Below are 25,157 nucleotides of genomic sequence, written 5' to 3'. Positions count from 1 at the left end.
GGAACAGACCAGGTGACCACATGACGCAAAGCTTATACTCCTCCGACTTCGAAAGAGATTCCTGCGGCTTCGGATTGATTGCCCAGATGGACAATCAGGCCAGCCACGCCATAGTCGCCACGGCCATTGCCTCGCTGGCACGGTTGACCCATCGTGGTGCGGTCGCAGCGGATGGCAAGAGCGGTGACGGCTGTGGCCTGTTGGTGCAAATGCCTCGGGCTTTCTTTCAGAGCATCGCGGCGGAGATGGGCGTCGAACTGCCCGCGCATTTTGGGATTGGGCAGTTTTTTCTGCCCCAGGATGCCGCGCTGGCCGGGGATATCCGTCAGACCCTCGATACTGAAGCCCGGAATCTGGGCCTGAGCAGCATAGCCTGGCGGCAGGTCCCCACCGATGCCTCCGCCTGCGGCGAAGAAGCCCTGAGCAGCCTGCCCGCTGTCTGGCAGGTATTTGTCGGCTTGCCGGCAGAGCAGGACGTGAACAGCCATGAGCGTTTGTTGTATCGCCTGCGCCGGCGGGTGGAAAAGCACTTTGTCGCCGACAAGGACTTTTTTGCCATCACCTGTTCTTCCCAGGTCATTGGCTACAAGGGACTGGTATTGCCAGAAAATCTGCCGGTGTTTTATCCCGACCTGCGCGATACCCGCTTTACTTCGGCCCTGGTCACCTATCATCAGCGTTTTTCCACCAATACCTGGCCGGAATGGCGCCTGTGCCAGCCTTTCCGCATCCTCGCCCACAATGGCGAACTGAATACGGTGCAGGGCAACCGGCTCTGGGCCAAGGCCCGGGAAGCCCAATTGCAGAGTGATCTCCTGCCCATGGCCGAAGTCCTGCCCGCAGTGGGGGGTGGCAGTGATTCCTTCAGTCTCGACAACATGCTGGAACTGCTGGTGCAGGGCGGCATGGATTTTTTCAAGGCCATCCGTCTGCTCGTCCCTCCTGCCTGGCATAACGTCCCCCACATGGAACCCGCCTTGCGGGCCTTTTATGAATATCACTCCATGCGCATGGAAGCCTGGGACGGTCCCGCCGGACTGGTGCTGAATACCGGACGTATCGCCGCCTGCGCCCTGGATCGCAATGGCCTGCGCCCGGCGCGCTATGTCATCACCAAAGACCGCATCATCAATATTGCCTCGGAAGTGGGCGTTTTTGACTACCGGCACCAGGATATTACCGTGCAGGGCCGGGTCGGTCCCGGACAACTGGTGGCCGTGGACATGGCGACGGGTCGCTTTCTGGACTCGGAGAGTATCGACACCGAAATCATGAATAGCCACCCCTACCGGGCCTGGCTGGATGAATATGCCGAACATCTGCATCGCGACGATCAGGATCTGACGCCCGCGCTGCCGGTCGCGGATTTGTTGACCAGCGAGAAGGCCTTTGGTGTCAGCTTTGAGGAAGAAGATCAGGTCATCCGGGTGCTGGCGGAAGGCGCTCAGGAGGCCGTGGGTTCCATGGGGGATGATACGCCCCTGGCGGTACTGTCCACCCAGAGACGTCATATTGCCGATTATTTCCGGCAGCAGTTTGCACAGGTCACCAATCCACCCATCGATCCTCTGCGTGAAGCCCTGGTGATGTCCCTGAATACGGTGATTGGCAGTGAAAGCAATCTGTTTGCCGAACGGCCTGAATACGCGCGCCGCATCGAAATTCACTCACCCGTGCTTTCGGATGCCACCTTTGTTGCCCTGACCAGCCGCACGGAGCCGGCCTTTCGCAGCCAAAGCTTCGATCTCTGCTACTCCGCCGCGGACAGCAACCTGGGCGGAGCCATTGAAGCCCTCTGCGAAGAAGTCATTACCGCCGTACGCCAGGGAGCAGTGATTCTGCTGCTGTCCGACCATGGGTTGGAACGGGATCGGCTGTACATTCCGGCACTCATGGCCGTGGGCGCGGTGCATCACGCCCTCATCGACGCCGGTTTGCGGACCCGGGCGAATATTGTCGTCGCCACGGCCCATGCCCGCGACCCCCATCAATTCGCCACCCTGATCGGCTATGGAGCGACGGCTGTCTATCCCTACCTCAGTTATGCCATTGTCCGCAGCCTCAGCGAACGCCATGCCTTCAGCCAACCCCTGACGTTGGCCAAGGCCCTGGAAAATTACCGTAAAGGCATCGACAAGGGGCTGTACAAAATCCTCTCGAAAATGGGGATTTCCACCCTCGCCTCTTACCGCAGTACCCAGCTCTTTGAAGCCCTGGGACTGGATGAATTGGTTGTGGAACGCTGCTTCAAGGGTACCGTCAGCCGGATTGGCGGTGCCAACTTTGAGCTCCTGGAAGCAGATATCCGCCAGCAGGTGCGGGATGCCTACATTCCCAGAAAAGCCCTGCCCGTCGGTGGATTGCTCAAATATGTGAATGGCGGCGAATATCACGCCTATCACCCCGACGTCGTGCAAAGTTTGCAGACAGCGGTAAGATCCGGGCGTTACGAGGATTATCAGGTATTTGCCGGACTGGTCAACGAACGTCCGGTGACCAATTTGCGCGATCTGCTGCAACTGAAAAAATCGGCGCAGCCTATTCCCCTCAGTGAAGTCGAACCCATCGAATCCATCACCCCGCGCTTCGATACGGCCGCCATGTCCCTGGGTGCGCTTTCTCCCGAAGCCCACGAAGCCCTGGCCATTGCCATGAACAGCATCGGTGGTCGCTCCAATTCCGGTGAAGGTGGGGAGGATCCCGCCCGCTATCACAACAACAAGGTCAGCAAGATCAAGCAAATTGCTTCGGGGCGCTTCGGCGTGACGCCGGAATATGCCGTCAATGCCGAAGAGTTGCAGATCAAGATCGCCCAGGGGGCCAAACCCGGCGAAGGCGGCCAGCTCCCCGGCCATAAAGTGAGTGGCATCATTGCCCGTCTGCGCTATGCCAAGGAAGGCGTGGCCCTGATCAGCCCCCCGCCCCACCACGATATTTACTCCATCGAGGATCTCGCCCAGCTCATATTTGATCTGAAGCAGATCAACCCCCAGGCTTATGTCTCGGTGAAGCTGGTGTCGGAAGCGGGCGTTGGAACCATTGCTGCCGGTGTCGCCAAGGCTTATGCCGACCGGATCACCATCGCCGGTTACGATGGCGGCACGGGCGCCAGCCCACTGACTTCGGTCAAATATGCTGGATCGCCCTGGGAGTTGGGGCTCGCCGAAACCCAGGTCACCCTGCGCCGCAATCAGTTACGGCACCGGGTCCGCTTGCAAGCCGACGGCGGCTTCAAAACCGGTCTGGACGTCATCAAGGGCGCCTTGCTGGGTGCCGAGAGCTTTGGTTTTGGTACCGCGCCGATGATTGCCCTGGGCTGCAAATACTTGCGTATCTGCCATCTCAATAACTGCGCCACGGGTATTGCCACCCAGGATGAAACCCTGCGCAAGCATTTTACCGGCCTTCCGGAAATGGCCATCAACTACTTCCGCTTTGTGGCTGAAGAAGCCCGGCAGATCATGGCTGAACTGGGTATCCGGCGCTTTGATGAACTCATTGGCGCCAGTCAGTTACTGGAAATCGGTGGTGCCCAGACAGAAAAACAGGAGCGCCTGAACCTGCTGCCCCTGCTCGCCAATGCCCAGCTGGAAAATGCCGATGTGAATTGCCATACCCAGGACCGCAACCCGCCCTTTGATAAAGGTGAATTAGCCGAACAGATGGTCAAGGATGCCCGCCCGGCCCTGGAAGAGCAGATACCCACGCGGCTGCACTACAGCATTCGCAACGTCAATCGCTCCATCGGCGCCCGTCTGGCGGGAGAAATAGCCCGACGTTATGGCAATAATGGGTTGCGCGACGACGCCATCCATGTCGAACTGACCGGAACCGCTGGCCAGTCCTTTGGTGCCTTCTGCGTGCAAGGCATGACCCTGCAACTGCACGGCGATGCCAACGACTACGTGGGCAAGGCCATGAATGGCGGAGTATTGGTCATTGCCCCGCCAGCAGGCACCCATTACGCCAGCCAGAATTCCGCCATCATGGGCAATACCTGCCTCTATGGAGCGACGGGAGGGCGGTTGTTTGCCGCTGGACGAGCCGGAGAACGCTTTGCGGTGCGCAACTCCGGAGCCATTGCCGTCATTGAAGGGGCGGGAGATCATGCCTGCGAGTATATGACTGGTGGACAGGTCATCATTCTCGGTTCCGTGGGCGTCAATTTCGGTGCGGGCATGACCGGCGGCTTGGCCTTTGTCCGGGATCAGGCCCGGCAGTTTGCCGATCAGGTCAATGGCGAACTGGTCAACTGCCATCGCATCGAAACCGAATCCATGCGCGGTTACGCCGCCCTGCTGCGGCGCCACGTGGAAACCCATGTGGCCCAAACCGGCAGCAGTTACGCGGCCAGTTTGCTGAAAGACTGGTCCCATTTCATCCGTGATGTCTGGCTCGTCGTGCCCAAGGCGGCGAAGCTCGATGTCCTGCTGGAAGAAGCCAGCTGATTCTCCGCGCCCCACCGAGGAAAAATTATGAGCCATTTTGCCTTCATCGAAGACCCCCGGCAGGACCCGAAAAAGCTGGACGTGGAAGAACGTCGCGAAACCTTCAAGGAAATCTACAAAAGCTTTGACCTGGAAAGTGCCAAGCTCCAGGCAGACCGCTGCCTGCATTGCGGCAATCCCTATTGTGAATGGAAGTGCCCGGTGCACAATTACATTCCCAACTGGTTGCAACTCATTGTGGAAAACCGCATTGAAGAGGCCGCCGAACTTTCTCACCAAACCAACACCCTGCCCGAAATCTGCGGGCGCATCTGTCCCCAGGACCGGCTCTGCGAAGGGGCCTGCACCCTCAATGACGGCTATGGTGCTGTCACCATCGGCAATCTCGAAAGATTCATCAGTGAGGAAGCCCTGGCACGAGGCTGGCGTCCGGAAATCGGCCCGGTCAGCCCCAACGGCAAAAAGGTGGCCGTGGTGGGTGCCGGGCCTGCGGGTCTGGGCTGCGCCGACATCCTCAACCGGGCGGGTACCGCCGTCACGGTGTTTGATCGCTATCCCGCTGTAGGCGGGCTGCTGACCTTCGGTATCCCGCCCTTCAAACTCGAAAAAGAAGTCATCGCCCGCCGGGCCGATCTGCTTCAGGAAATGGGCATCCAGTTTCAACTGGGTACGGAAATCGGCAAAGACATCTCCCTCGCGCAACTGCTCCATGACTTTGATGCGGTGTTCCTCGGGATGGGTACCTACACCGCCAAAACCGGCCATCTTCCGGGTGAGCAGCTTCCCGGGGTCATCAAGGCTCTGTCTTACCTGATCGCCAATACCCGGCACCTGATGCATCTGCCTGATCCGACCCTGCCCTATATCAACCTTTCCAGCAAAAACGTCGTGGTACTGGGAGGTGGCGATACGGCCATGGACTGTGTACGCACCGCCATACGCCAGGGGGCGAGCAGCGTTATCTGTGCCTATCGTCGTGATGAAGAAAACATGCCCGGCTCCCGCCGGGAAGTGGCCAACGCCCGCGAAGAAGGGGTGAAATTCCTCTTCAATCGCCAACCCGTTGAAATCATGGGTGATGAAGTTCAGGGCGTCAAAGCCGTGCGCATGGTGGAAACCCGGCTGGGCGAACCCGACACCAAAGGGCGCCGTCATCCTGAACTCATTCCCGGCTCCGAACAGGTGCTCGGCGCCGATGTGGTCATCATCGCCTTTGGTTTCGACCCCTCCCCGGCTCCCTGGTTTGGCGAACATGGGATAGAAATTGACGAGCGCGGCCGGATTCGCACCAATGCCCGGTTTCAGACCAGCAATCCGCAGATTTTTGCGGGGGGCGACATGCGCCGCGGTTCGGATCTGGTAGTGACTGCCGTGGATGAGGGCAGAAAGGCGGCCGAAGGTATTCTCGACCACTTGGGCGTGTAGACATCATGGCTACTACCACTATCCTGCATAATGATCGCTTTCTGCGCGCCTGCCTGCAGCAGGAAGTCGATCAGGTACCGGTCTGGCTGATGCGTCAGGCTGGGCGTTATCTGCCGGAATATCGCGCCACCCGTGCCCGGGCCGGCGACTTTCTGACTCTCTGTACCACGCCGGAACTGGCCTGTGAAGTCACCCTGCAACCCATCGACCGTTTTCCTTTGGATGCGGCCATTCTCTTCTCGGACATCCTCACCATTCCCTATGTGATGGGTCTGGGCTTGAGCTTTCAGGAGAGCGAAGGCCCGGTTTTTGCCAAACCTCTGCGCTCGGCGGCCGATATTGCCCGCCTCAGCCAGCCCGATCCCGAAACTGAACTCCGTTTTGTCATGGATGCCGTGCGCCTGATCCGCCGGGAACTCAACGGACGCCTGCCCCTCATCGGTTTTGCCGGCAGTCCCTGGACACTGGCCTGTTACATGATTGAAGGACGCGGCAGTCGGGATTTCATCCATATCAAGGGACTGCTGTACAGTGATTCAGCAACTCTGCATCGCTTGCTGGCTCACCTTGCCGAAGCGGTGACCGCCTATCTGAATGCCCAGATTGCTGCCGGTGCCCAGGCGGTCATGCTCTTTGATACCTGGGGCGGCAGCCTCAGCACCCCTGCCTACCAGGAATTTTCTCTGGCGTATATGACCCGGGTCATTGCCGGGCTACGCCGCGAAGCCGAGGGCAGAGCCGTTCCCGTCATCTTCTTCACCAAGGGGGGTGGCAACTGGCTGGAAGCCATGGCCGACAGTGGCGCCGATGTCCTCGGGCTCGACTGGAGTATCGAACTGGGTTTAGCCCGCCAGCGCCTAGGGCAGAAGGTGGCCTTGCAGGGCAATATGGACCCCATTGCGCTCTATGGCAGCAGCGCCGCTGTGCGCCAGGAAGCCCTGCGGATTCTGGAAAGTCATGGCCCCGAAGCCGGTCATATTTTCAATCTGGGGCATGGTATTACCCCACAAACGCCTATCGAAAATGTGGCCACCCTGATAGATACGGTCCACCACTGGGGTCAGGCAAAACAAACAGGTTGAGGTAGCGTGATCTTGCCTTGATTAGCTCGGACCAAAGTCGCGGCAAATCACCCATGCCACCCGCCGGGGCAAGAATATAAGTTCAGGCCCCATGACCGCGTCGCCAGGCTGCCCAGGCATCGCGCAAGGGATGCCGAGAACGGTGCATCGGCAGATAGGTCACTGATGCCCCCTGTTCCATGCGCTGCAAGGCATCACTGATGGCCAGACGCGCGTTTTGGGCCAACTGTCGGCGCCCCAATTCAGGAGGCAGGGCCGGGAGAAACTCCACGCGCAGGGTCAAGGGAGCGGCAGCCGCCAGTCGCCAGAGATGGCCGAACAAACTATCGTCCCCGACAAAAGGACATAAGGCATCCGGTTGCCCCGGCCGCAGCACGTCTTCATAGCGCAGGGCTACCGGAATGGTCTCGGCATGGGCAACGGCCGCCGTTTCAAAAGGGGCCGCGTAAAACTCACCCACCGATTTACCATCGCTGGTGGTCCCCTCTGGAAACAGTACGACACTGGTACCCGCCAGAATGATGTCGCTGGCCTGCCGCATGGTCCGCTGACTGGCCCGGGCGTCACTGCGATCAATGAACAGAGTCCCCAACCATTCGCCCATGACCCCGAAAAACGGCCAGTCGCGCATTTCCTTCTTGGCCACAAAACGTCCGGGAATCAAAGTCGCCAGAGCGAGAATGTCCAGATAGGACACATGATTGGCAGCCACCATCACCGGCCGCTCCGGGATCTTGCCGTCCACCCGCAAGCGGATACCCAAAACCCGCAGGGCGCGGCGACTCCACCAGGCAAAAGCGCCATAACTCAAGGCGTCAGGCTGAGGCTTACGGGCACAGGTCCATAGTGCCAGCGGATAGGCCAGCAGGAGATAAAAGGCCAGCAAGGGAATGCGCCACAAGCGCCGCATGACATTGGGGCGCAAACGCCGCAAACGTCGCCCCGGATAGTGAATGAGCACCGGCGCTGGCGTTTGTTTACGCCACCTCATTTTCTGGGACCTACGGGTTCCAGAAAACGCTGCTGATAGCGGGGCGTGATGAGTCTGGATTCACACCAGACAAAAAAGTCTGCACAGTGGAACTGGGGATCCCAGAAAGGCTCTCCACCCACCCGGACCCCCGCCCGTAAATAGCCCTTCAGCAAGGAAGGCAGGGAGGCCGGTGCGACTTCCGCCTGCACATCGAAGCCCGGTACCGCCCGCAGCGGAAACACCCGCTGCTCCTGAGGGGTCAGATATTGCTGCAGCTGCTGATAGAGGACACCCAGAGCCGGGCCATCGGTACTGTGGACACTGGCGCAACCCATCAGGTAATCAATCTGCCACATGGACATGGCCTCGGCCAGTCCCGACCAGAGCAGGGCAATGACCGCCCCCTGACGATAATCAGGATGCACACAGGAGCGACCCAGTTCCATGATGCGGGCATTCAGGGCCAGCAGGCGGGACAGATCAAACTCGGTCTCGGCATAATAGCGGCCCACCGAGGGGACTTTTTCGGGGAGGAAAAGTCGGTAGGTACCGACCACCTCCTGACGGTTTTCATCTTCGACAATCAGATGTTCACAGAAGGGATCATATTCATCCTGGTCCATACCAGGGCCGCCACTGAGCTGGGCGCCATATTCGGCACTGAATACTTCATAGCGCAAACGTTGCGCCGCTTCCACTTCGTCCTGATGACGTGCCAGATAAAGTCGCAGGGAACGATCTTTTTTCTTAGTCACGTGATCGGTACTGCCGTGAGATTGAGTGCTTAACATGCAGGACTCTCCGTGCAAAAACGATGGCAAACCTTCCTTGATTATGACTCACAAATATGACAATAGTGCGGCAGTTTTATAAACATTTTATGACAGTGTATACCATCAAAGTCCTGCCCCACCCGTAACCACCTTAACCACCTGGTCCAGTTCAGCCAATATAACCATATTATAGGATGATTCAGAGTTTACCAGCCCCAAGGCCAAAAAAACCACCTCAGCGAAAAAACACCGGTAAAATCACGACGCAAGTCTTGCACCTTGCGCCCTCAATGGCTACTGTATGAAGTTGTTCCAGCATTAATTGCCGAGAGGTGAAAGTTTTTACCATGTCTGCCGCACCCGAGGAAGTCGATGACAGCCCCTATTGCTGCTGTTCGGCCGCCACATTTATGGAAATTCTGGAGCGCCAACGCGCTGAGCCCCTCCCCTTCATGGAATTGCTGATGGTCCATGCGGGTTGTGGTGGTGGTTGCGGGAGCTGCATTGATGAGCTTGAGGCTTACCTCCGTCAGCACGACGCTTACATCGAAGATTAGCGTTGTTCTGTGACTTTCAGCCGCCCTGGTGGTCCCGGGGAGGCCATATGCAAACTGTTTGGGCGCCCTTTTTTGCGCGTCCGGGACGGGCTTCCTTCCGTCGCGAGATCTGGACCACACCCGATCAGGATCAGGTGGCCGTTGACTGGATAGATGCTCCGCCGTGCGCACCTGTCGTCATTCTTTTTCATGGTCTCGGCAGCAGTTCTCGGGGGCATTATGCTCTGGCGCTGGCAGTAGCACTGCGGCAACGGGGCTGGGCTGGATGTTTCATCAACTTCCGGGGCTGCGGCGGTATCGACAACCGCCTCCCTCGCAGTTATCACGCTGGAGACAGCGCCGAAATTGCCTGGATGCTGGAAAAGGTGGCCCGACTCCTGCCCGACCGCCAGCGCTATGCGGTTGGTGTCTCCCTGGGGGGAAATGCCCTGCTGAAATATCTCGGTGAACAGGGCAACGACGCCGAACGGGTCCTCAGCAAAGCAGCGGGGGTTTGCGCACCCATTGATCTGGTCGCTACGGCCGAGTTTTTGCAAAAAGGGTCCGTCCGCTTTTACAATCGTTATTTTCTGATCAGCATGAAAAAAACGGCACGCCGTTTTCAGCGGCGTTATCCGGAAATGGCTAACTGGTCCCGGGTTTTTTCCGCCAGGAACCTGTATGATTTTGATGAATACTTCACGGCACCCGTGCATGGCTTTGCTGGGGCTCAGGTTTTTTGGGAAAAAGGCTCGTCGGCGCCGCTGTTGCGCCACATCAGCCTGCCCACTTTGCTCCTGCACAGCATGGATGACCCGATTGTGCCCATTGCCAGCGTGCGTTCGGCCGTTTTGAGCCCGGCCATCACGCCATGCATCACCGAGCATGGCGGACATGTGGGCTTCATGACCGGGCCTTTTCCCGGCCATCTGGGATGGCTGCCGAACACGCTGCTGGAATATTTTGAGGGGAGAAACCGCGATGAGTGAACATCTACAGCCACGCCTGCGGGTCTTACTGGCGGAAGCCATCGCCATCGGTCCTGGCAAAGCGGAATTACTGCGCCACATCCGCGAAACCGGTTCCATTTCCGCTGCGGCCCGCTGCATGCACATGAGCTATCGGCGCGCCTGGTTATTGGTGGATACCATGAATCACAGCTTTCTCAGCCCCGTGGTCAGCACCGCCACCGGTGGTAGTCACGGCGGCGGCGCCCACCTGACAGCAATGGGTGAAGATGTATTGCGCCGCTATGAGGCCATGGAAGCCAAAGCCAATGCCACCCTGGCCCCGGACATCGCCGAATTTCGCAAACTCATGCAACTCCAGCCCCGGGAGCATCCCCAATCGTGAAAAACCTGCTTCGGGAAGTCCTCTGCAGCCGGGTCTATGATGTCGCCCGGGAAACCCCTCTGGAAACCGCCCCCAAACTGAGTGCGCGCCTGCATCGGGAAATCCTGTTCAAGCGCGAGGATCTACAACCGGTATTCAGCTTCAAATTGCGCGGAGCCTACAACAAGATTGCCCAACTCTCCGCCGCCGAAAAAGCCGCCGGGGTAATCACCGCCAGCGCCGGCAATCACGCCCAGGGTGTCGCCTACTCTGCCCAGAAACTCGGCATTCGAGCCATCATTGTCATGCCCGCCACCACGCCGGAAATCAAGGTCCAGGCGGTGCGGGCCCGGGGGGCGGAGGTCATCTTGCATGGCGACAATTTTTCGGACGCGCAAAGTCATTGTTTTCAACTGGTCGAACAATCGGGCATGGTGTTCATCCCGCCCTTTGATGATCCTCTGGTCATTGCCGGTCAGGGAACCGTGGGCGCGGAAATATTGCGACAGCGCGGTACCGGTCTGGAGGCGATATTTGTGCCGGTGGGGGGCGGCGGACTGATTGCCGGAGTGGCTGCGTATTTGAAATCCATCGTCCCGGAAATCCGCATCATTGGTGTTGAACCTTTCGAGGCCGATGCCATGTTCCAATCCTTACGGGCTGGAAAGCGGATTGTACTCTCCCAGGTAGGCATATTTGCCGATGGTGTGGCTGTCAAACAGGTCGGTGAACACACTTTCGCCCTTTGTCAGCGCTATGTGGATGAAATTGTCCGTGTCAGCAATGATGAAATCTGCGCCGCCATCAAGGATGTATTTGATGAAACCCGATCCATCATGGAACCTGCCGGCGCCTTGGCTCTGGCTGGACTGAAACGCAAGGCCGCCGCAGATCCCGGTCAGGGCGGGGCCTGGGTCGCCCTGCTCTCCGGGGCCAACATGAATTTCGACCGGCTGGGCTTCATTGCCGAGCGCGCCGAGCTGGGCGAGGCCCGTGAAGCCTTGTTCGCGGTCACCATTCCCGAAACGCCCGGGGCCTTTCGCGACTTCTGTGCCGCCATTGGCCAGCGGGTGGTCACCGAATTCAATTATCGCCTGCACCGCCGGGATCGCGCCCATATTTTTGTGGGAGTCGCCATTCGCGATCGGCAAGATGCCGAAACCCTCCTCCAGCATTTACGGGATACCGGACACGAAGCCCTGGACCTGAGCCAGGATGAAATGGCCAAGCTTCATATTCGGCACATGGTCGGCGGACACGCCCGGGAAGCGCAAAACGAGCGGATCTACCGCTTTGAATTCCCGGAAAGGCCCGGTGCTCTCATGGAGTTTCTGGAAAAGCTGGGTGGGCAATGGAACATCAGTCTGTTCCACTATCGCAATAATGGTGTTGATCTGGGTCGGGTTCTTGCTGGATTTGAGGTGCCGGACAGTGATCTACGGCAGTTTGAAAGCATGCTCTCCAGGGTTGGTTACCCCCATGTTTCCGAAAGTGGCAATCCCGCCTACCGCTTTTTCCTGGATCAGGGCAAAGGACCGATTTGAGCGGACTCAAGACTCCCGAGGGGCAAACATCAGGCGCAGGGACTCGCCAATGCCTGCCGCCATGCCATGCCAGCGTTTGGCCAGATCGGCATCCATGTGATCCAGCATGGTCTCATGGAATAAAGCGAGCCAATCATCCACCAGGGGATTGGTCACCCCCACCGGCGCGTGTTTGTCCCCCAGGGCATAGCGATAATCCTTGTAAGGCAGGCCACCCGAAACCGTCCACCAGTAATGCACCAGACGATCCTTGTGCAAATCCCAGTCCTGCACGATGGAAAACGGTGCAGCCAAGGTAGGATGGACCTGAATGCGGTTGTAAAAATCGTCCACCACCGCGCGAATCACCGGCAGGGAGATTTTATCGCAGAGGGGCTCGAGGCGACGTTTGGGAGCGGGGGTTTGCGCTTTGGTTTCCATGACTGTCCTGAAAATAATGCTGATCTGGAAATGTTACCAGAATTTGCTCCGGGAAGCTGTGCAAGATGTCAGTGTGGATAGACATATGCAGAAAACTCCGGCCGCAGTAGATGCAAAAGCGCTCTATCTACATCATGAAATCGGGTTCATGCATATTCCACCAGGCTCGTGAAATCCTTGCGAACAGTGAGGTGGTCGATGGAGCCCTAACTCAAGGGTACAAGGCAGGCAGAACAGACTGATACTTGGTAACCTGTAACTAAGCGGCGTTCCATCCTGGAACGCGCCAGATCCCGGGTCGTGTAGCCACCCCATCCCCATTGATTCTTGAGTTCGTCAAAACCGTTCTCCGCATCCGCCCGGTCCCGATATAACTGCGCGATACCCTGGACACTTTCTGCCAGATCGGTGCTGGGAGCAAGATCTTTGGGCCAGGCATCCAGCGGGAGGTCGGCCCCTTGCACAAGCCACGGGGCCAGAGGCGCTCTGCCAGGACGTGATAGCCTGGGGGGAGGGGATGCGCGTAAACGCGCCAGCTAGTGATGGCAATGCGCTGAACATGGTCCAGAGTCATTTTATGTCCCTGCCCATTCATTCGGGCTGCATTCCCTCTGCCTTTACCCATCTGCTATTCGCCCGCGCAATTCCTGGAGATGCACTACGGCTTTTTGCGCGATCAGGCTGCGGGCTGTTTTTACCTGGTTCCGGACGTTCCAGAGGAGTATGCCGTGGATCTGACCATCCCGCAGATAATACACCACGGCCTTGTCTCCGCCCGGCGAAATATCCGTATAGCAGTCCATGTCACTGCGGCATTCCCCGACAGCCTCGAAGCCAAATTCATAGATATCGCTGTAGAACATGGATTGATGCTGAAAATGCACCTCTTTTCCGGCCATGCTAGAACCGGCGGCACGCCCGGTGGCTTCGGCGTTATCCCAATGCTCCAGACGCAGGGGTGTGCCCCATACCGGATCCGGATAGACGGCGAGATCGCCGGAAACCCATATCCGAGGGTCGCTGCTGCGCATCCCATCGTCCACGCGGACACCGCCGGGCGCCATCACCAGACCCGCGGCTTTTGCCAGGGCGGTCAGGGGCTGCATGCCGATACCATAGGCAATCCAGTCGCAGGAGATTTCCGCACCATCCGCAAACCGGGACACGAGTTTGCCGGACTCGCTACGCAAGTCCTTGAAATGATGCCCCACATGGAGCTGGACACCCGCCTTGCGATAGCGGGCGCTGACCTGCTCCACCAAAGGGGGTGGCAGGACGTGCGCCAACGGGCCTTCCCCGGACACGCAGTACTGTACCGCAAGCCCGGGCTGCGAAGAGAGCGCCACGGCCAGTTCCGCGCCGAGAAAACCGCCGCCGATCACCAACACGGTTCCGCCCTCGGCCGCCCGCGTGCGCAAGCGCCGGTAATCCGCCAGCGAGCGTAAGGAAAACAGCCTGTTTTCCAGGCCTGGCGGGGTGGGCAGCGGGCGGGGCTGGCCACCGGTGGCGAGCAGCAGTTTCTCATAGAAGAAGGCTTTTCCCGCCTTGGTTCCCACTACGCATCTCTCTGCATCGAGATCAATGACCGGATCTCCCAGGGCCAATGTGACACCGAGGGTTTCCCAGTCGGCCGGGCGCTTCAGGGTGATCTCTTCCTCTTTGTCTTTACCCAGCCATAAACCTTTGGAGAGAGGGGGGCGCTGATAGGGCGGGTCGCTTTCTGCGCCCAGCATCAGCAGGCTGCCTTGGAGGTCTTGCTTGCGGATGGCGCTCGCCGCACTGGCGGCTGCGGCCCCCGCACCGACTATCAGATAGTTATAACGTTTCATGCGATTCCCCTTGAGGTCGCTCAGAAGGATGCGTTATATGATTATAGCCCGTATGCATAAAAAGTTTTCTGTTTGGGGCGATCATCCATTAGGCGCAAAAACGTCGCCACAGGATCGCATCGCTTGGCTCACGCGATGATGGGCGACGGCCCTTTCCTGCTTGGCAACTCCCGCAAGATAGCAAAATCCGCCTCGCCGTAGAGGCTGCGGCATCCCTGGGGTGGTACGAATGAGTGGGAGAGGGCGCCGCCATAGGCCTGAGCCGCTTTGGCGCCAGTGCACCCTATCCAGAAAATTTCCCCCATCCGGGATTCACCATGGATAACGTGTACAGGGATCCCAACGGCTACTACAGGTGGCCAAGTTGCGGGATAGGTATAGAATCTATACGCCGCGTGGGGGAAGTCTCGCGGAGCTGATGGCCTGGGTTTTCCGAGAGGGACAGCCGACATGGAAAGGAATGTGAGAGGTCTGTCTCGTCTGCTGGACTCCGCCGTACAGGATATGGCTCCCGCTTATTTTGCTTTGGTGATGGCCACGGGCGTCGTTTCCCTGGCGGCCCAGGCCATGGGTATTCCACTCCTCGCCTGGTCGCTCTTCTGGCTCAATGGGGCGTTCTACGGCGCTTTATGGTGCCTGACGGTCTGGCGCATGTTGCGCTTCGGTCAGCGGATGGGCGTGGATTTCAAGGATTACCAACGCGGCCCAGGTTTCTTTTCGGTAGTGGCCGGATCCGCCATTCTCGGCAGCCAGTTCGTCCTTTTGGCGAATGATGAAGAAACCGGCATGCTGCTCTGGGGGCTTGCCATGGCCCTTTGGCTGGTACTGAACTACGGCATCTTCACGGTTTTCACCATCCGGAAACATAAACCTTCTCTGGATAAGGGCATCACCGGTACCTGGCTTTTGGCGGTGGTTGCCGCCCAGTCCGTCGCCGTGCTCGCCGCGTTGCTGGACGCTCACTGGAACCCCATGCATCGCTTGGAGTTCAATTTCATTGCGCTCTCCCTGTGGTTGTGGGGTGGCATGCTCTATATCTGCATCATGGTCCTTGTTTTTTATCGTTATAGTTTCTTCCGCTTTTCGGCAGAGGATCTGGTACCATCCTACTGGATCAACATGGGGGCCATGGCCATTTCCACCCTGGCGGGATCCCTACTGATCATCAACGCCGCCAAGGACCCCTATCTCCACTCCCTTCTCCCTTTTCTGAAAGGCCTTACGGTCTTTTGCTGGGTCACAGGAAGTTGGTGGATCCCGCTGCTGGTCATCCTGGAGGTTTGGCGCCATGGCATCCGGCGTCTTCCCATCCGCTATGATCCGCTTTACTGGGGCATGGTCTTCCCCCTGGGCATGTACAGCTTGTGCACCATCCATATGGCGCGGAGCATGGATCTGCCCTTTTTGCTCCCTCTCGGGCATGTCTTCTTCTATCTGGCGCTGCTCGCTTGGGCGATCACCCTTGCCGGAATGATCCATCACTTGGGGCGAAGTCTGCGCCCCGGAACGGGGAACGGGATCCGCCACTCTCCGCCATGAAGTCATTGGCGGACGAGCCTTGCATCCCAGAGCACCCTATTAATAGGACGGCGTTGGCTTTGTGCGACCTTCAGGCCATCGTCCTTGGGACGGAAACCAGCGCGATACGATCGGAAAACTCCCGCCGCCTGTCGGCCGGGGAAAACGTCCAGACGCCCCAAGCCGCGCAGCAGGACATACTCCGCCGACCAGCGGCCGATGCCGCGTAGGCGCAGCAAACGCTGCATGGCTTCGGCATGGGGCAATCCCTGCCAGCCCGCCGGCCGCTGCTTCTTCCGCCAGAGCGCGCAAGGCGGTCCCCTTCTGGCGGCTGAAGCCTGGATCACGCAGTGCCATCACCTCCTGCCGCAGCGGAAAGAGGTGATCCGGGAAAAGGTTCACCCGGTCCATTTCTCCCACCCCCTCCCTGCAGAGCTCCGAGAGGCGGTTGAGGAGGGTGATACCCCGATGCAGACTCAGTTGCTGACTGGCGACGGCATTGACCAGGCATTCGAAGAGGGGGGAAAGCGGGGTAGTCGGAGTCCCCGGCAGCGCGCCGCCAGGGACGCGCGGCGAGGATCGGCCGCGGCCATCGCGTAAAAGGGGCCGAGGTCCCGATCCATGTTCAGCATCCAGGTGAGTTGCCCACGGAGCCAAGAGACGGAAATACGTCTCCAGATCCCGCAAGCTGTTTAACATGGGTTAGGACCAAGCCGATCCCGAAGTCAGACGAACAGTGGCATTTTCTTGACCAAGATCAAGGAATACCCTATTGAATTGCTCTACTATTGGCCTTGAGTGTTTTGCCACAACCCTTTTTTTGCGGAGGACCGTCATGACTACAACCAGCCCACCCCAACCTCATGCCCATCTTCGGGCCGACGCCACCTACCTCTTCGACGCGCGTGGCGTGGCCAAACGCTTTCGTCATGCCGCCATTTTCGGGGCCTTGGATGCCCTGCAAGCAGGGGAAGTCATGAATTTCATGAATGACCACGATCCCTTGCCCCTGCTCGACCAACTACGCAGCCGTTATGGTGATGGCATAGATTGGGTCTACCTGGAACGTGAACCACATAGGATACGGATTCACTTTATAAAAAGGATTCCTGGCGGGTCCGACGTGGGAGCGCAAACACGACCCTGAGGAGGGATTTCACCGTGCAATTATTTACCCCAGCCCCCAGCTTCGACGACCCCATGGGGCTCTTGCTGGCATGTCATGGCCGGATACTGGGCCATTGTGACACCCTGGCATGCCTGCCTGGACATCTTGCTGAGCACGGCGCTGATGATGAAGCGCGCCAGGCGGCTACGCGCATCCTTCGCTATTTCCACACCGCAGCGCCTCAACATCATGCGGATGAGGAAGAAAATCTCTTTCCTTGGTTGACCACCCATCTCGATTTTCCTGAGCCTCTGCACACGACTTTGCGCCACCTCTCGCTCCAGCATCGTAATTTGGAAGCGTTATGGGAAGATTTCGCCAAAGAGTTGGAAGAGGTCGCTGTTGGTCACGGGAATACCCTTTCCCCGGATATCTTTATTTCCACACATCGGGCCCATATCGCCATTGAGAATAATGAAATCTTCCCGGTCGCTGCGCGTTTGCTGTCCCCAGACATTTTGGGCGAGATCGGGAATGCCATGCGGACTCGTCGCGCAGGAGCACAACCATGACCCATGTCGTCACCGAAGCCTGTATCCGCTGTAAATATACGGATTGCGTTGAGCCCTGCCCGGTCGATTGCTTTCACGAAGGTCCCAATTTTCTGGCTATCGATCCGACGGAATGTATCGATTGTACCCTCTGTGTGGATGTCTGCCCGGTAGGAGCCATATATCGTGATGTTAATTTGCCAGAAGGACAAGAGATATTCTTGGGCATCAATGCTCGATTGGCAGCCCATTGGCCCGTGATCATCCAGAAAAAGCCGGCGCTACCGGAAGCCGAATACTGGGCGCAGATCGAATCAAAACATCCCCTTCTCGAGGAGTGATCCATGGGAAACATTTTTCATTTAATACAGATACTGCCTCCTCCGAAGAAAGAGGGACGGTCATATCAAAGCAGTCTTGATTGACCCGGTTTTGGGTCAGATTCGGCCATTAGGCCAAGGAGTTCACAATGAATGACCATAGCACACAACAAGGTTTGGCGGGGCATGGTGCCTTTTTTCAGGACACCAACCTGTCTGCCCAGGAAGCGGAAGCAGCCACGGCCTGGGTGCGCAGTCACGTGGATCGGCGGACGATGGATCTGGGCGAGCGGATGGATGATATCCGTGATCATATGTGGGAGCTGGAAAAAGAAGGGGAAATGGGGGTGCAAATATCACATCGTTATACCAAAGTGCCGCCGTCAGGCGTTGTAGGGCCCGTTACGGCATGATCAGGGTGAGGTATTGCGGGCTTTGACCAGACATAAGGAAAGCCGGATATGAGTTCATCAAAACCGTTCAGAATTACCGACAAATTGAACCACACCGTGGGCAATGCGAGCATCCCAAATCCATATTTTGTGTAACAACCATTTGGCAACCCAGCTTTTTATGCGGTTATCCAGCCCGGATTCGCGCAGATATTGATGCTGCAAATCCCAGGCATAGCGCATCGGCGTATGGACGTAACGGATATGCAACTGGTCTGGCCCAGTCAACACGCCCTTGGCCACCGCATGGGAACTGGACAAGAATGGGTTATGGTGGACCCATTGGTCAAGACAGCTAGAGAGTGAGTTTAAGTTGGTCCGGTTACTTCCACTGCAGCGGAATGGCGCTGCCCCAAATCATCCATGAGTAACGGTCAAGCTGCGATCTTCGGATACTTGTCCACAATACAGGCCCCGCCGCCCTGGCCGGTCAGGTAAACCTGATCCGGTGTAACGTAGCCGAGGGACTGGTGCAGGCGGCGGCCATTGTAGAACTCAAAGTAGGCGGTCAGCCCGATCATCAGCTCCGGCACTCTGCCATAGCCCTTTATGTAGACATCCTCGTACTTTACGGTGCGCCAGAGCCTCTCCACAAAGATGTTGTCCAAGGCCCGGCCGCGGCCATCCATACTGATCCGTACATCATGCGCCTGAAGCACGCCGGTAAAGGCCTCAGAGGTGAACTGGCTGCCTTGGTCCGTGTTGAATATCTCCGGCGCACCATAGCGTTGCAGAGCCTCTTCCAGACACACTACACAGAACTCCGCCTCCATAGTATTACTGATCCGCCAGCTCAATACCTTGCGGCTGTACCAATCCATGATGGCCACCAGATACACAAAACCGTGCAGTAGCCGAACATAGGTGATGTCCGTACTCCAGACCTGACCGGGGCGATCAATCATCAGACCCCGCAGCAGATAGGGATAGATCTTGTGCTCCGGATGGGGTCGGCTGGTATTGGGCCCCGGTGCCATGCCCGCCAAACCCAGGGCGCGCATCAGTCGCTGAACTCTTTTGCGATTGACCATAAACCCCCGTTTCCGGAGCAGTGCGGTCATCCGGCGACTCCCATAAAAAGGCGTCGCCGTGTATTGCGCATCCAGCAAATCCATCAGCACCTTGTCGTCGGCACGGGGCGGCCTCTCCTGTCGCTGAGCATAAACCGTGGCACGGGCAACGCCGGCTAACCTACACTGCCGCTGAATGGGCACATACTGATCTGGCACTATCCAAGCCCGCCGGACCTCTACGGGCGCACTCCGGACTTTTTTTTCAGCCAATCCAGTTCAACCTTCAACCGGCCGATTTCACTGTAGAGGCGTTCCGGCTCGCTGTAGGCATCTACCGGCTGTGGGCCACGTTTGCCCTCAAATAAGGTGCCAACCTGCTCCTGGATCGCCTTCTTCCATTGCCCTACCTGCGCCGGGTGAACGCCGTGCTCCTGGGCAATTTCATTGATGGTTTTTAAACCCCGGATCGCCTCCAGGCCCACCTTGCCCTTGAATGCCGCCCCATACACTTTCCTTTTTGCTGCGCTCATCGTCTTCTCCCTACCAGACAACAAGCTTAAACCACTGTCTCAAATATGGGGACCACTATAGGTAGCAACTTATCCAACCCTCCAGAATTCCAAGGCAAGGTAAAATAAATAGGTTGCTCAGGTCTTAGAGTACAAGATACAATGCAATGGATGATGGTTTTTTAGAGTGCGCAATATCGGCATTATCTTGTATCGTTCAGCCTTCTTTCAGCCACCCAAGATAAGCTTATAAGATTCAATAAGTTATACAATATGCGAAAAATATCTGTTTTCCAATGGACCAGATGGACTCCGTTCATCCTTGCCCTGAGTGACATTCTGACCTTCCTGTTTGCATTTTATTTCGCCAGGCTATCCCACGCCATTTATTATCGGATCAACCCTCTTTGGGTACTGAAGCACTGGTGGGGAAGCCTGGCGCAAATCAATTTATTGCTTTTTTTATTACTGACGGTTTCAGTCATCATCAGCTTTGCCATCAAGGGACACTATCATCAAAGAAAGGCTTTCTGGGATGAGGCCGGTGATATTATCACGGTCCTGACCATTTTTATTGCGTTAAATGCGGCGGTGGCTTACATGGGCAAATGGCCACTCTCCCGATTATGGTTATTTTCGACTTGGGGACTCGTCTTCGTCTTTTTGCCCATAGCCCGACATGGCACACGCTTGGTACTCACCCGCCTGGGGGCCTGGGTCAGGCCAGTCATCATCATCGGCTGCGGTAGAAATGCCGTGGAGGCCATGCGGGCCCTGAAAAGTGAAGAACTGTTGGGATACTCCATCTCCCGGATACTGATCCCCCACAATTCTCCATTGCTGGAAGACAAAAACAGCTATCCGCAAGTCCACATGGAACCTTTAAGTGATGACCCCATCAGGCAACTCGAAGATCTGGGTAATCCCCATGTGGTTCTGGCCCTGGATATGGACCAGTGGGAAGAGCAGGAAAAACTGGTGCGCACCCTGGGTCTTGGCTACCCCCGCCTTACCATTGCACCGCCACTGCGCGGCTTGCCCCTCTTTGGCCTGGAGGTCATGCACTTTTTCAGTCAGGAAATTTTCATGCTGCGGGTGCGCGACAATCTGGCCCGACCAGGCCCACGTATTTTGAAACGCATTTTTGATCTGTTTTCTGCCACCATCATCACCATACTCGCATCACCGCTTTTACTGGTTCTGGCCTGGAAAATCAAATCCGAGGATGGCGGAAAGGTATTTTTTATTCAGGAACGCATTGGTCACAACGGCAAACCTTTTCCCTGCTTCAAATTCAGAAGCATGGTGCATGACGCCGAGGATCGGCTGAAGGAATATCTCAAGAACAATCCGACCATTGCCGCAGAATACGCTCGAAACTTCAAATTGCGTAATGATCCCAGAGTCACTCGCGTGGGCCGTTTCCTGCGCCGCACCAGCCTCGATGAACTTCCTCAACTTTTCAACGTGCTGCTCGGCCAGATGAGTCTGGTCGGGCCACGCCCCCTTTTGGCCCGGGAAATCGAGCGTTATGGTGAAGGCATCCATCTTTATATCCAGGTAAGGCCGGGCATCACGGGCCTTTGGCAAGTCAGTGGCCGCTCGGAAACCACTTTTACCGATCGCGCCGATCTCGATGCCTGGTACGTCAAAAACTGGACCCTTTGGTACGACATCGTCATCCTGCTGCGCACCGTCAAAGTGGTCCTTGCTCGCGACGGTGCGTATTGAACCAAACCCATCCGCCCTTGCATCCCTCGCCCAGCTCTTCTACAATAAGGCCATTCCGTTGACGCTATCGGCGTTAACCGAGTAAGAACGCTCCCTCCATCAGGAGGTTTGGGTACGACAGGTCTCCTGATCGTACCTTTTTTAATTTTAGGCTGGCAAAGGTGGCATGGCTTTATGGGTGAAATCACAAGGGCGCTCATCAGTGTTTCAGACAAGCGCGGGGTCGTGGAGTTTGCACGGCGCCTGCGCGACTTCGGTGTGGAAATCCTGTCTACGGGAGGCACTGCCAAGGTTCTGATGGCTGACGGGATTGCCGTCCAGGAAGTGGGCGATTACACCGGGTTCCCGGAAATGCTGGAGGGGCGTCTGAAAACCCTGCACCCCAAAATTCACGGGGGCTTGCTGGCCCGACGCGGCAACGCCGATGATGATCGGCAGATGGCCGAGCAGAAGATCCTGCCCATTGACCTGCTCTGCGTCAATTTGTACCCCTTTGCCGAGACCGTGGCACGCCCCGACTGCACCTTGGAAGACGCCATAGAAAACATCGACATCGGTGGTCCCACCATGCTCCGGGCCGGGGCCAAAAACTGGGAGAGCGTCACCGTCCTGGTGGATCCCGATGACTACGCCCGGGTCCTCCAGGAAATGGAGCAAAGTCACGGCGGTGTGGGGGCAGCCACCCGCTTCCACCTGTCTACCAAGGTATTTGCCCATACGGCCCGTTATGATGGCGCCATTGCCAACTACCTCTCCAGCCATGGCCTTGAAGGTAGCCAAAGCACGTTTCCACAGACTCTTTCTCTGCAGTTCGAGAAGGTGCAGGAATTGCGCTACGGAGAAAACCCCCATCAGGCCGCCGCTTTTTACCGCGATGACCATGGTGGCGGGCTGGCCGATGCCCACCAGTTGCAGGGCAAGGAATTGTCCTACAACAACATTGGTGATGGCGATGCGGCGGTTGCTCTGGTCATGGAATTTCAGGAATCGGCCTGTTGTGTGGTCAAACACGGCAACCCCTGCGGCGTGGCCCTGGGCCAGAATCTGCTCGGCGCCTTCCAACGTGCCTGGGCGAGTGATCCCGTGTCGGCCTTTGGCAGCATCGTCGCTTTCAATGCGCCGCTGGATGCCCAGACCGCTGAATGGATCAGCACCCAATTTGTGGAAATGGTGTTGGCACCCACGATCCTGCCCGATGCCCGCCCGATTCTGGCCAAAAAGAAAAATCTGCGGGTACTGGCTTTTGAAGATGGCCGGGCTTGGCAACGTCCGGGCTGGGAATTCAAACGGGTACGGGGCGGCTTGCTGGTACAGGAATTTGATCAGGCCATGGAACTGGAAAGTGACTGGACCGTGGTCAGCGAACGCGCTCCCACTCCCCAGGAAAAACGTGATCTCGCCTTTGTCTGGCGGGTCGGCAAGCATGTGCGCTCCAACGCCATTGTCTATGGCCGTGAAGGACAAACCGTCGGCATCGGTGCCGGGCAGATGAGCCGGGTGGATGCCGCCCGTTGCGGGGCCACCAAAGCCCTGGATCTGGGCTTTGACCTGCAAGGGGCGGCATTGGCCTCCGACGCGTTTTTTCCCTTCCGGGATGGGGTGGATGCTGCCGCGGCGGCGGGGGTGAAAGCCATCATTCAGCCCGGCGGCTCCATTCGCGATGAAGAAGTCATCGCCAGCGCCAATGAGCATGGTATCGCCATGGTATTTACCGGCGTGCGTCACTTCCGGCACGGTTGACAGGAGGTTTCAGGATGGCGAAGGTCTTGGTTTTGGGGGGCGGTGGTCGAGAACACGCCATTGCCTGGAAGCTGGCACAATCAGCCCAAGTTGAAACCGTCTATTGCGCTCCGGGCAATCCCGGCACGGCTGCCGAAGAAAAGCTGATCAATCTGCCGCTGAACCCCAACCATCCCCAGGCAGTGGTGGCTGCAACCCATTCTCTGGGCATTCAGTTGGTGGTGATTGGGCCAGAGGCGCCGCTGGTGGCGGGTGTCGGTGATGCGTTACGCCACGCCGGCATTCGGGTGTTCGGTCCCAATCAAGCGGGTGCCATGCTGGAAGGCAGCAAGTCCCACGCCAAGGCCTTCATGCGGCGTCATGGGCTACCCACGGCGCGTTATGGACGTTTTACCGACACCCCCAATGCCTTGGCGTATCTCCGCGCCCATCCCTTTCCGGTAGTCGTCAAGGCCGACGGGCTGGCTGCCGGCAAAGGGGTCGTCGTCGCCGGCAACCTTGCGGAAGCAGAAACGGCCGCACAACAGTTTCTGCAATGGGGTCCCATCGTCATTGAAGAATTTCTGGAAGGCGAGGAAGCCAGTTTTATCGCCATTATTGTCGATGGTCAGGTCCTGCCCCTGGCGGGCTCCCAGGACCATAAACGCCTGCTGGATCAGGATCAGGGTCCGAACACGGGTGGCATGGGCGCCTACTCCCCTGCCCCGGTGCTGGACATCGCCATGAGCGAAAGGGTGCTGCGGGAAATCATGCAGCCGGCCGCACAGGGTCTGATGCGCGATGGCACGCCCTATTGCGGATTTCTCTATGCCGGTCTGATGATTGGTCGGAATGGTCCCCAATTGCTGGAATTCAACTGCCGCTTGGGGGACCCTGAAACCCAGCCGTTGATGATGCGCTTGCGCTCAGATCTCTATACGGTACTGCTGGACGCCGCCCGGGGTGAGCCATTACCGACGGCCCTCGACTGGGACAGTCGTACGGCGCTTTGTGTGGTGATGGCAGCGGCGGGTTACCCCGAACATCCGCGTAGTGGCGAGCGCATCAGCGGTCTGGAGCAGTCCTTCCCGGATACGGTCAAGGTGTTTCATGCGGGAACCCAAAGCAGGGACGGCCATATCGTTACCGCAGGCGGACGGGTGCTGGGCGTGACCGCCCTGGGCGAGAGTCTGGCCATTGCCCAGCAGCGCGCCTATGGGGCGGTTGGGCAAATTCACTGGTCAGGGGTGCAGTTTCGCCGGGATATCGGGCATCTTGGGCTCCCGCGCCACTGAACATCCGGCAGGATCATGCTAGGCCGTCACCCCCGCCGTCAGGAACTGCGCCAACTGGTGGCGCACTTACGCCGTGGGGGAGTGATCGCCTATCCCACCGAAGGGGTCTGGGGTCTGGGTTGCGATCCGCGTCAACGTCGGGCCCTGCGCCGCATTCTTCATCTGAAAAAACGTCCTCAATACCAAGGGGTGCTACTCATTGCGGGCCGATCTTCTGAAACCAGCCGTTACTGGTCGGAAGCAGGGGTTCCGGCGGCACGACTGGCAGAGTACTGGCCGGGAACCACCCTGGTCCTCCCGGCCCGCCCGCAGGTGCCCGTCTGGATTCGGGGCAGACATCACAGTGTCGCGGTTCGGGTCAGTCAGCACCTGGGCGTCTGCGCCCTGACCCGGGCCTTTGGCGGCGCCATCGTCTCTACCAGTGCCAATCGCGCCGGCCAGCAACCCGCCCGTGACTTGCGGACCATCCGGCGCTATTTTGGAGCCCATATTCCGGTGCTCCATGCCCGTCTTGGCGGGCAGCGCCGCCCCAGTCGGATTGTGGATGCCCGTTCAGGTCAGATCTTAAGGAGATAAAAC

Annotated in this window: 23 protein-coding genes and 1 pseudogene; 17 read left to right on the top strand and 7 right to left on the bottom strand. The window is 57.9% G+C overall.

All coding sequences use genetic code 11. The features are described from left to right. Positions 1 to 20: 20 nt before the first annotated feature. The 3 genes from gltB to hemE are packed head-to-tail and all read left to right on the top strand — an operon-like array spanning position 21 to position 6,955. On the top strand, positions 21 to 4,448 hold the full coding sequence (gene gltB / locus ACJU26_RS04610; RefSeq protein ID WP_414041356.1) for a glutamate synthase large subunit: 4,428 nt from the start codon (positions 21 to 23) through the stop codon (positions 4,446 to 4,448). 27 nt (positions 4,449 to 4,475) lie between these two features. Further along, a complete protein-coding gene (locus ACJU26_RS04605; RefSeq protein WP_414041355.1) occupies positions 4,476 to 5,873 on the top strand; it encodes an FAD-dependent oxidoreductase in 1,398 nt (465 codons plus the stop codon). Positions 5,874 to 5,878: 5 nt separating this feature from the next. Then, positions 5,879 to 6,955: a uroporphyrinogen decarboxylase gene (gene hemE / locus ACJU26_RS04600; RefSeq protein WP_414041354.1), complete on the top strand. Its 1,077-nt coding sequence runs from the start codon at positions 5,879 to 5,881 to the stop codon at positions 6,953 to 6,955. Between the two features lie 82 nt (positions 6,956 to 7,037). Here the strand turns inward: hemE and ACJU26_RS04595 are convergent, their stop codons facing one another. Continuing rightward, complete coding sequence (locus tag ACJU26_RS04595) at positions 7,038 to 7,946, bottom strand: lysophospholipid acyltransferase family protein (RefSeq protein ID WP_414041353.1); 909 nt, start codon at positions 7,944 to 7,946, stop codon at positions 7,038 to 7,040. Then, positions 7,943 to 8,683, bottom strand: coding sequence for a GNAT family N-acetyltransferase (locus tag ACJU26_RS04590; protein WP_414041352.1), 741 nt, complete (start codon positions 8,681 to 8,683; stop codon positions 7,943 to 7,945). Before ACJU26_RS04590 ends, ACJU26_RS04595 begins: the two co-directional genes overlap by 4 nt. 365 nt (positions 8,684 to 9,048) lie before the next feature. Between ACJU26_RS04590 and ACJU26_RS04585 the strand changes: the two genes are divergently transcribed. Genes ACJU26_RS04585 through ilvA form a run of 4 tightly spaced genes read left to right on the top strand, consistent with a single transcriptional unit; the run spans position 9,049 to position 12,113 of the window. Further along, the gene (locus tag ACJU26_RS04585) at positions 9,049 to 9,258 is read left to right on the top strand and encodes a (2Fe-2S)-binding protein (RefSeq protein WP_101537134.1); all 210 of its coding nucleotides are present in this window, start codon (positions 9,049 to 9,051) and stop codon (positions 9,256 to 9,258) included. A 47-nt stretch (positions 9,259 to 9,305) separates the two neighbouring features. Then, positions 9,306 to 10,226, top strand: coding sequence for a YheT family hydrolase (locus tag ACJU26_RS04580; RefSeq protein WP_414041351.1), 921 nt, complete (start codon positions 9,306 to 9,308; stop codon positions 10,224 to 10,226). After that, positions 10,219 to 10,590 carry a winged helix-turn-helix domain-containing protein gene (locus ACJU26_RS04575; protein WP_414041350.1) on the top strand — a complete coding sequence of 124 codons (372 nt, stop codon included), beginning with the start codon at positions 10,219 to 10,221 and terminating at the stop codon, positions 10,588 to 10,590. Before ACJU26_RS04580 ends, ACJU26_RS04575 begins: the two co-directional genes overlap by 8 nt. Then, the gene (gene ilvA / locus ACJU26_RS04570; protein ID WP_414041928.1) at positions 10,584 to 12,113 is read left to right on the top strand and encodes a threonine ammonia-lyase, biosynthetic; all 1,530 of its coding nucleotides are present in this window, start codon (positions 10,584 to 10,586) and stop codon (positions 12,111 to 12,113) included. Before ACJU26_RS04575 ends, ilvA begins: the two co-directional genes overlap by 7 nt. Before the next feature lie 6 nt (positions 12,114 to 12,119). Here the strand turns inward: ilvA and ACJU26_RS04565 are convergent, their stop codons facing one another. Together ACJU26_RS04565 and ACJU26_RS04560 are read right to left on the bottom strand one after the other, a co-directional pair. Further along, complete coding sequence (locus ACJU26_RS04565; protein ID WP_414041349.1) at positions 12,120 to 12,533, bottom strand: truncated hemoglobin; 414 nt, start codon at positions 12,531 to 12,533, stop codon at positions 12,120 to 12,122. A 617-nt stretch (positions 12,534 to 13,150) separates the two neighbouring features. Then, positions 13,151 to 14,362 (bottom strand): NAD(P)/FAD-dependent oxidoreductase, encoded by a 1,212-nt coding sequence (locus ACJU26_RS04560; RefSeq protein ID WP_414041348.1) that lies wholly within the window; start codon positions 14,360 to 14,362, stop codon positions 13,151 to 13,153. A gap of 450 nt (positions 14,363 to 14,812) precedes the next feature. Between ACJU26_RS04560 and ACJU26_RS04555 the strand changes: the two genes are divergently transcribed. Beyond that, complete coding sequence (locus ACJU26_RS04555; RefSeq protein ID WP_414041347.1) at positions 14,813 to 15,901, top strand: tellurite resistance/C4-dicarboxylate transporter family protein; 1,089 nt, start codon at positions 14,813 to 14,815, stop codon at positions 15,899 to 15,901. Between the two features lie 2 nt (positions 15,902 to 15,903). Here ACJU26_RS04555 and ACJU26_RS04550 read toward each other — a convergent pair whose 3' ends face one another. After that, a complete protein-coding gene (locus tag ACJU26_RS04550; RefSeq protein WP_414041346.1) occupies positions 15,904 to 16,227 on the bottom strand; it encodes a hypothetical protein in 324 nt (107 codons plus the stop codon). Positions 16,228 to 16,348: 121 nt separating this feature from the next. Between ACJU26_RS04550 and ACJU26_RS04545 the strand changes: the two genes are divergently transcribed. From ACJU26_RS04545 to ACJU26_RS04525, 5 genes and pseudogenes are all read left to right on the top strand, one after another. Further along, entirely contained in the window at positions 16,349 to 16,480 is a 132-nt protein-coding gene (locus ACJU26_RS04545) for a hypothetical protein (protein WP_414041345.1), read from the top strand. A gap of 235 nt (positions 16,481 to 16,715) precedes the next feature. Further along, positions 16,716 to 17,027, top strand: a complete 312-nt coding sequence (locus ACJU26_RS04540; RefSeq protein ID WP_414041182.1) for a DUF2249 domain-containing protein — start codon at positions 16,716 to 16,718, stop codon at positions 17,025 to 17,027. A gap of 14 nt (positions 17,028 to 17,041) precedes the next feature. Further along, positions 17,042 to 17,560, top strand: coding sequence for a hemerythrin domain-containing protein (locus tag ACJU26_RS04535; RefSeq protein ID WP_414041183.1), 519 nt, complete (start codon positions 17,042 to 17,044; stop codon positions 17,558 to 17,560). Continuing rightward, entirely contained in the window at positions 17,557 to 17,880 is a 324-nt protein-coding gene (gene fdxA / locus ACJU26_RS04530) for a ferredoxin FdxA (RefSeq protein ID WP_414041344.1), read from the top strand. Before ACJU26_RS04535 ends, fdxA begins: the two co-directional genes overlap by 4 nt. A gap of 128 nt (positions 17,881 to 18,008) precedes the next feature. Then, positions 18,009 to 18,230: pseudogene (locus tag ACJU26_RS04525) on the top strand (heterodisulfide reductase subunit B); the annotation flags it as partial. Positions 18,231 to 18,329: 99 nt separating this feature from the next. On the opposite strand, the gene ACJU26_RS04520 reads toward ACJU26_RS04525, so the two are convergent. Continuing rightward, complete coding sequence (locus tag ACJU26_RS04520; RefSeq protein WP_414041343.1) at positions 18,330 to 18,572, bottom strand: hypothetical protein; 243 nt, start codon at positions 18,570 to 18,572, stop codon at positions 18,330 to 18,332. Between the two features lie 113 nt (positions 18,573 to 18,685). After that, positions 18,686 to 19,854, bottom strand: a protein-coding gene (locus tag ACJU26_RS04515; RefSeq protein ID WP_414041342.1) for an IS3 family transposase whose coding sequence is annotated in 2 segments (ribosomal slippage) — positions 18,686 to 19,578 and positions 19,578 to 19,854 — 1,170 coding nt in all. Because the reading frame shifts where the segments join, the coding sequence is not laid out codon by codon here. A 252-nt stretch (positions 19,855 to 20,106) separates the two neighbouring features. Between ACJU26_RS04515 and wbaP the strand changes: the two genes are divergently transcribed. From wbaP to ACJU26_RS04495, 4 genes are all read left to right on the top strand, one after another. Beyond that, the gene (wbaP, locus tag ACJU26_RS04510; protein WP_414041341.1) at positions 20,107 to 21,564 is read left to right on the top strand and encodes an undecaprenyl-phosphate galactose phosphotransferase WbaP; all 1,458 of its coding nucleotides are present in this window, start codon (positions 20,107 to 20,109) and stop codon (positions 21,562 to 21,564) included. A 174-nt stretch (positions 21,565 to 21,738) separates the two neighbouring features. Then, complete coding sequence (purH, locus tag ACJU26_RS04505; protein ID WP_414041340.1) at positions 21,739 to 23,304, top strand: bifunctional phosphoribosylaminoimidazolecarboxamide formyltransferase/IMP cyclohydrolase; 1,566 nt, start codon at positions 21,739 to 21,741, stop codon at positions 23,302 to 23,304. A 14-nt stretch (positions 23,305 to 23,318) separates the two neighbouring features. Next, entirely contained in the window at positions 23,319 to 24,578 is a 1,260-nt protein-coding gene (gene purD / locus ACJU26_RS04500; RefSeq protein WP_414041339.1) for a phosphoribosylamine--glycine ligase, read from the top strand. 15 nt (positions 24,579 to 24,593) lie between these two features. Further along, the gene (locus ACJU26_RS04495) at positions 24,594 to 25,154 is read left to right on the top strand and encodes an L-threonylcarbamoyladenylate synthase (RefSeq protein ID WP_414041338.1); all 561 of its coding nucleotides are present in this window, start codon (positions 24,594 to 24,596) and stop codon (positions 25,152 to 25,154) included. Positions 25,155 to 25,157 lie beyond the last annotated feature (3 nt).

It is taken from the genome of Acidithiobacillus sp. M4-SHS-6 (assembly GCF_047421495.1).
Lineage (GTDB): Bacteria > Pseudomonadota > Gammaproteobacteria > Acidithiobacillales > Acidithiobacillaceae > Acidithiobacillus.
Note: the sequence above shows the minus strand (reverse complement) of the source record. Positions and strands in the feature narration are given on the sequence as shown.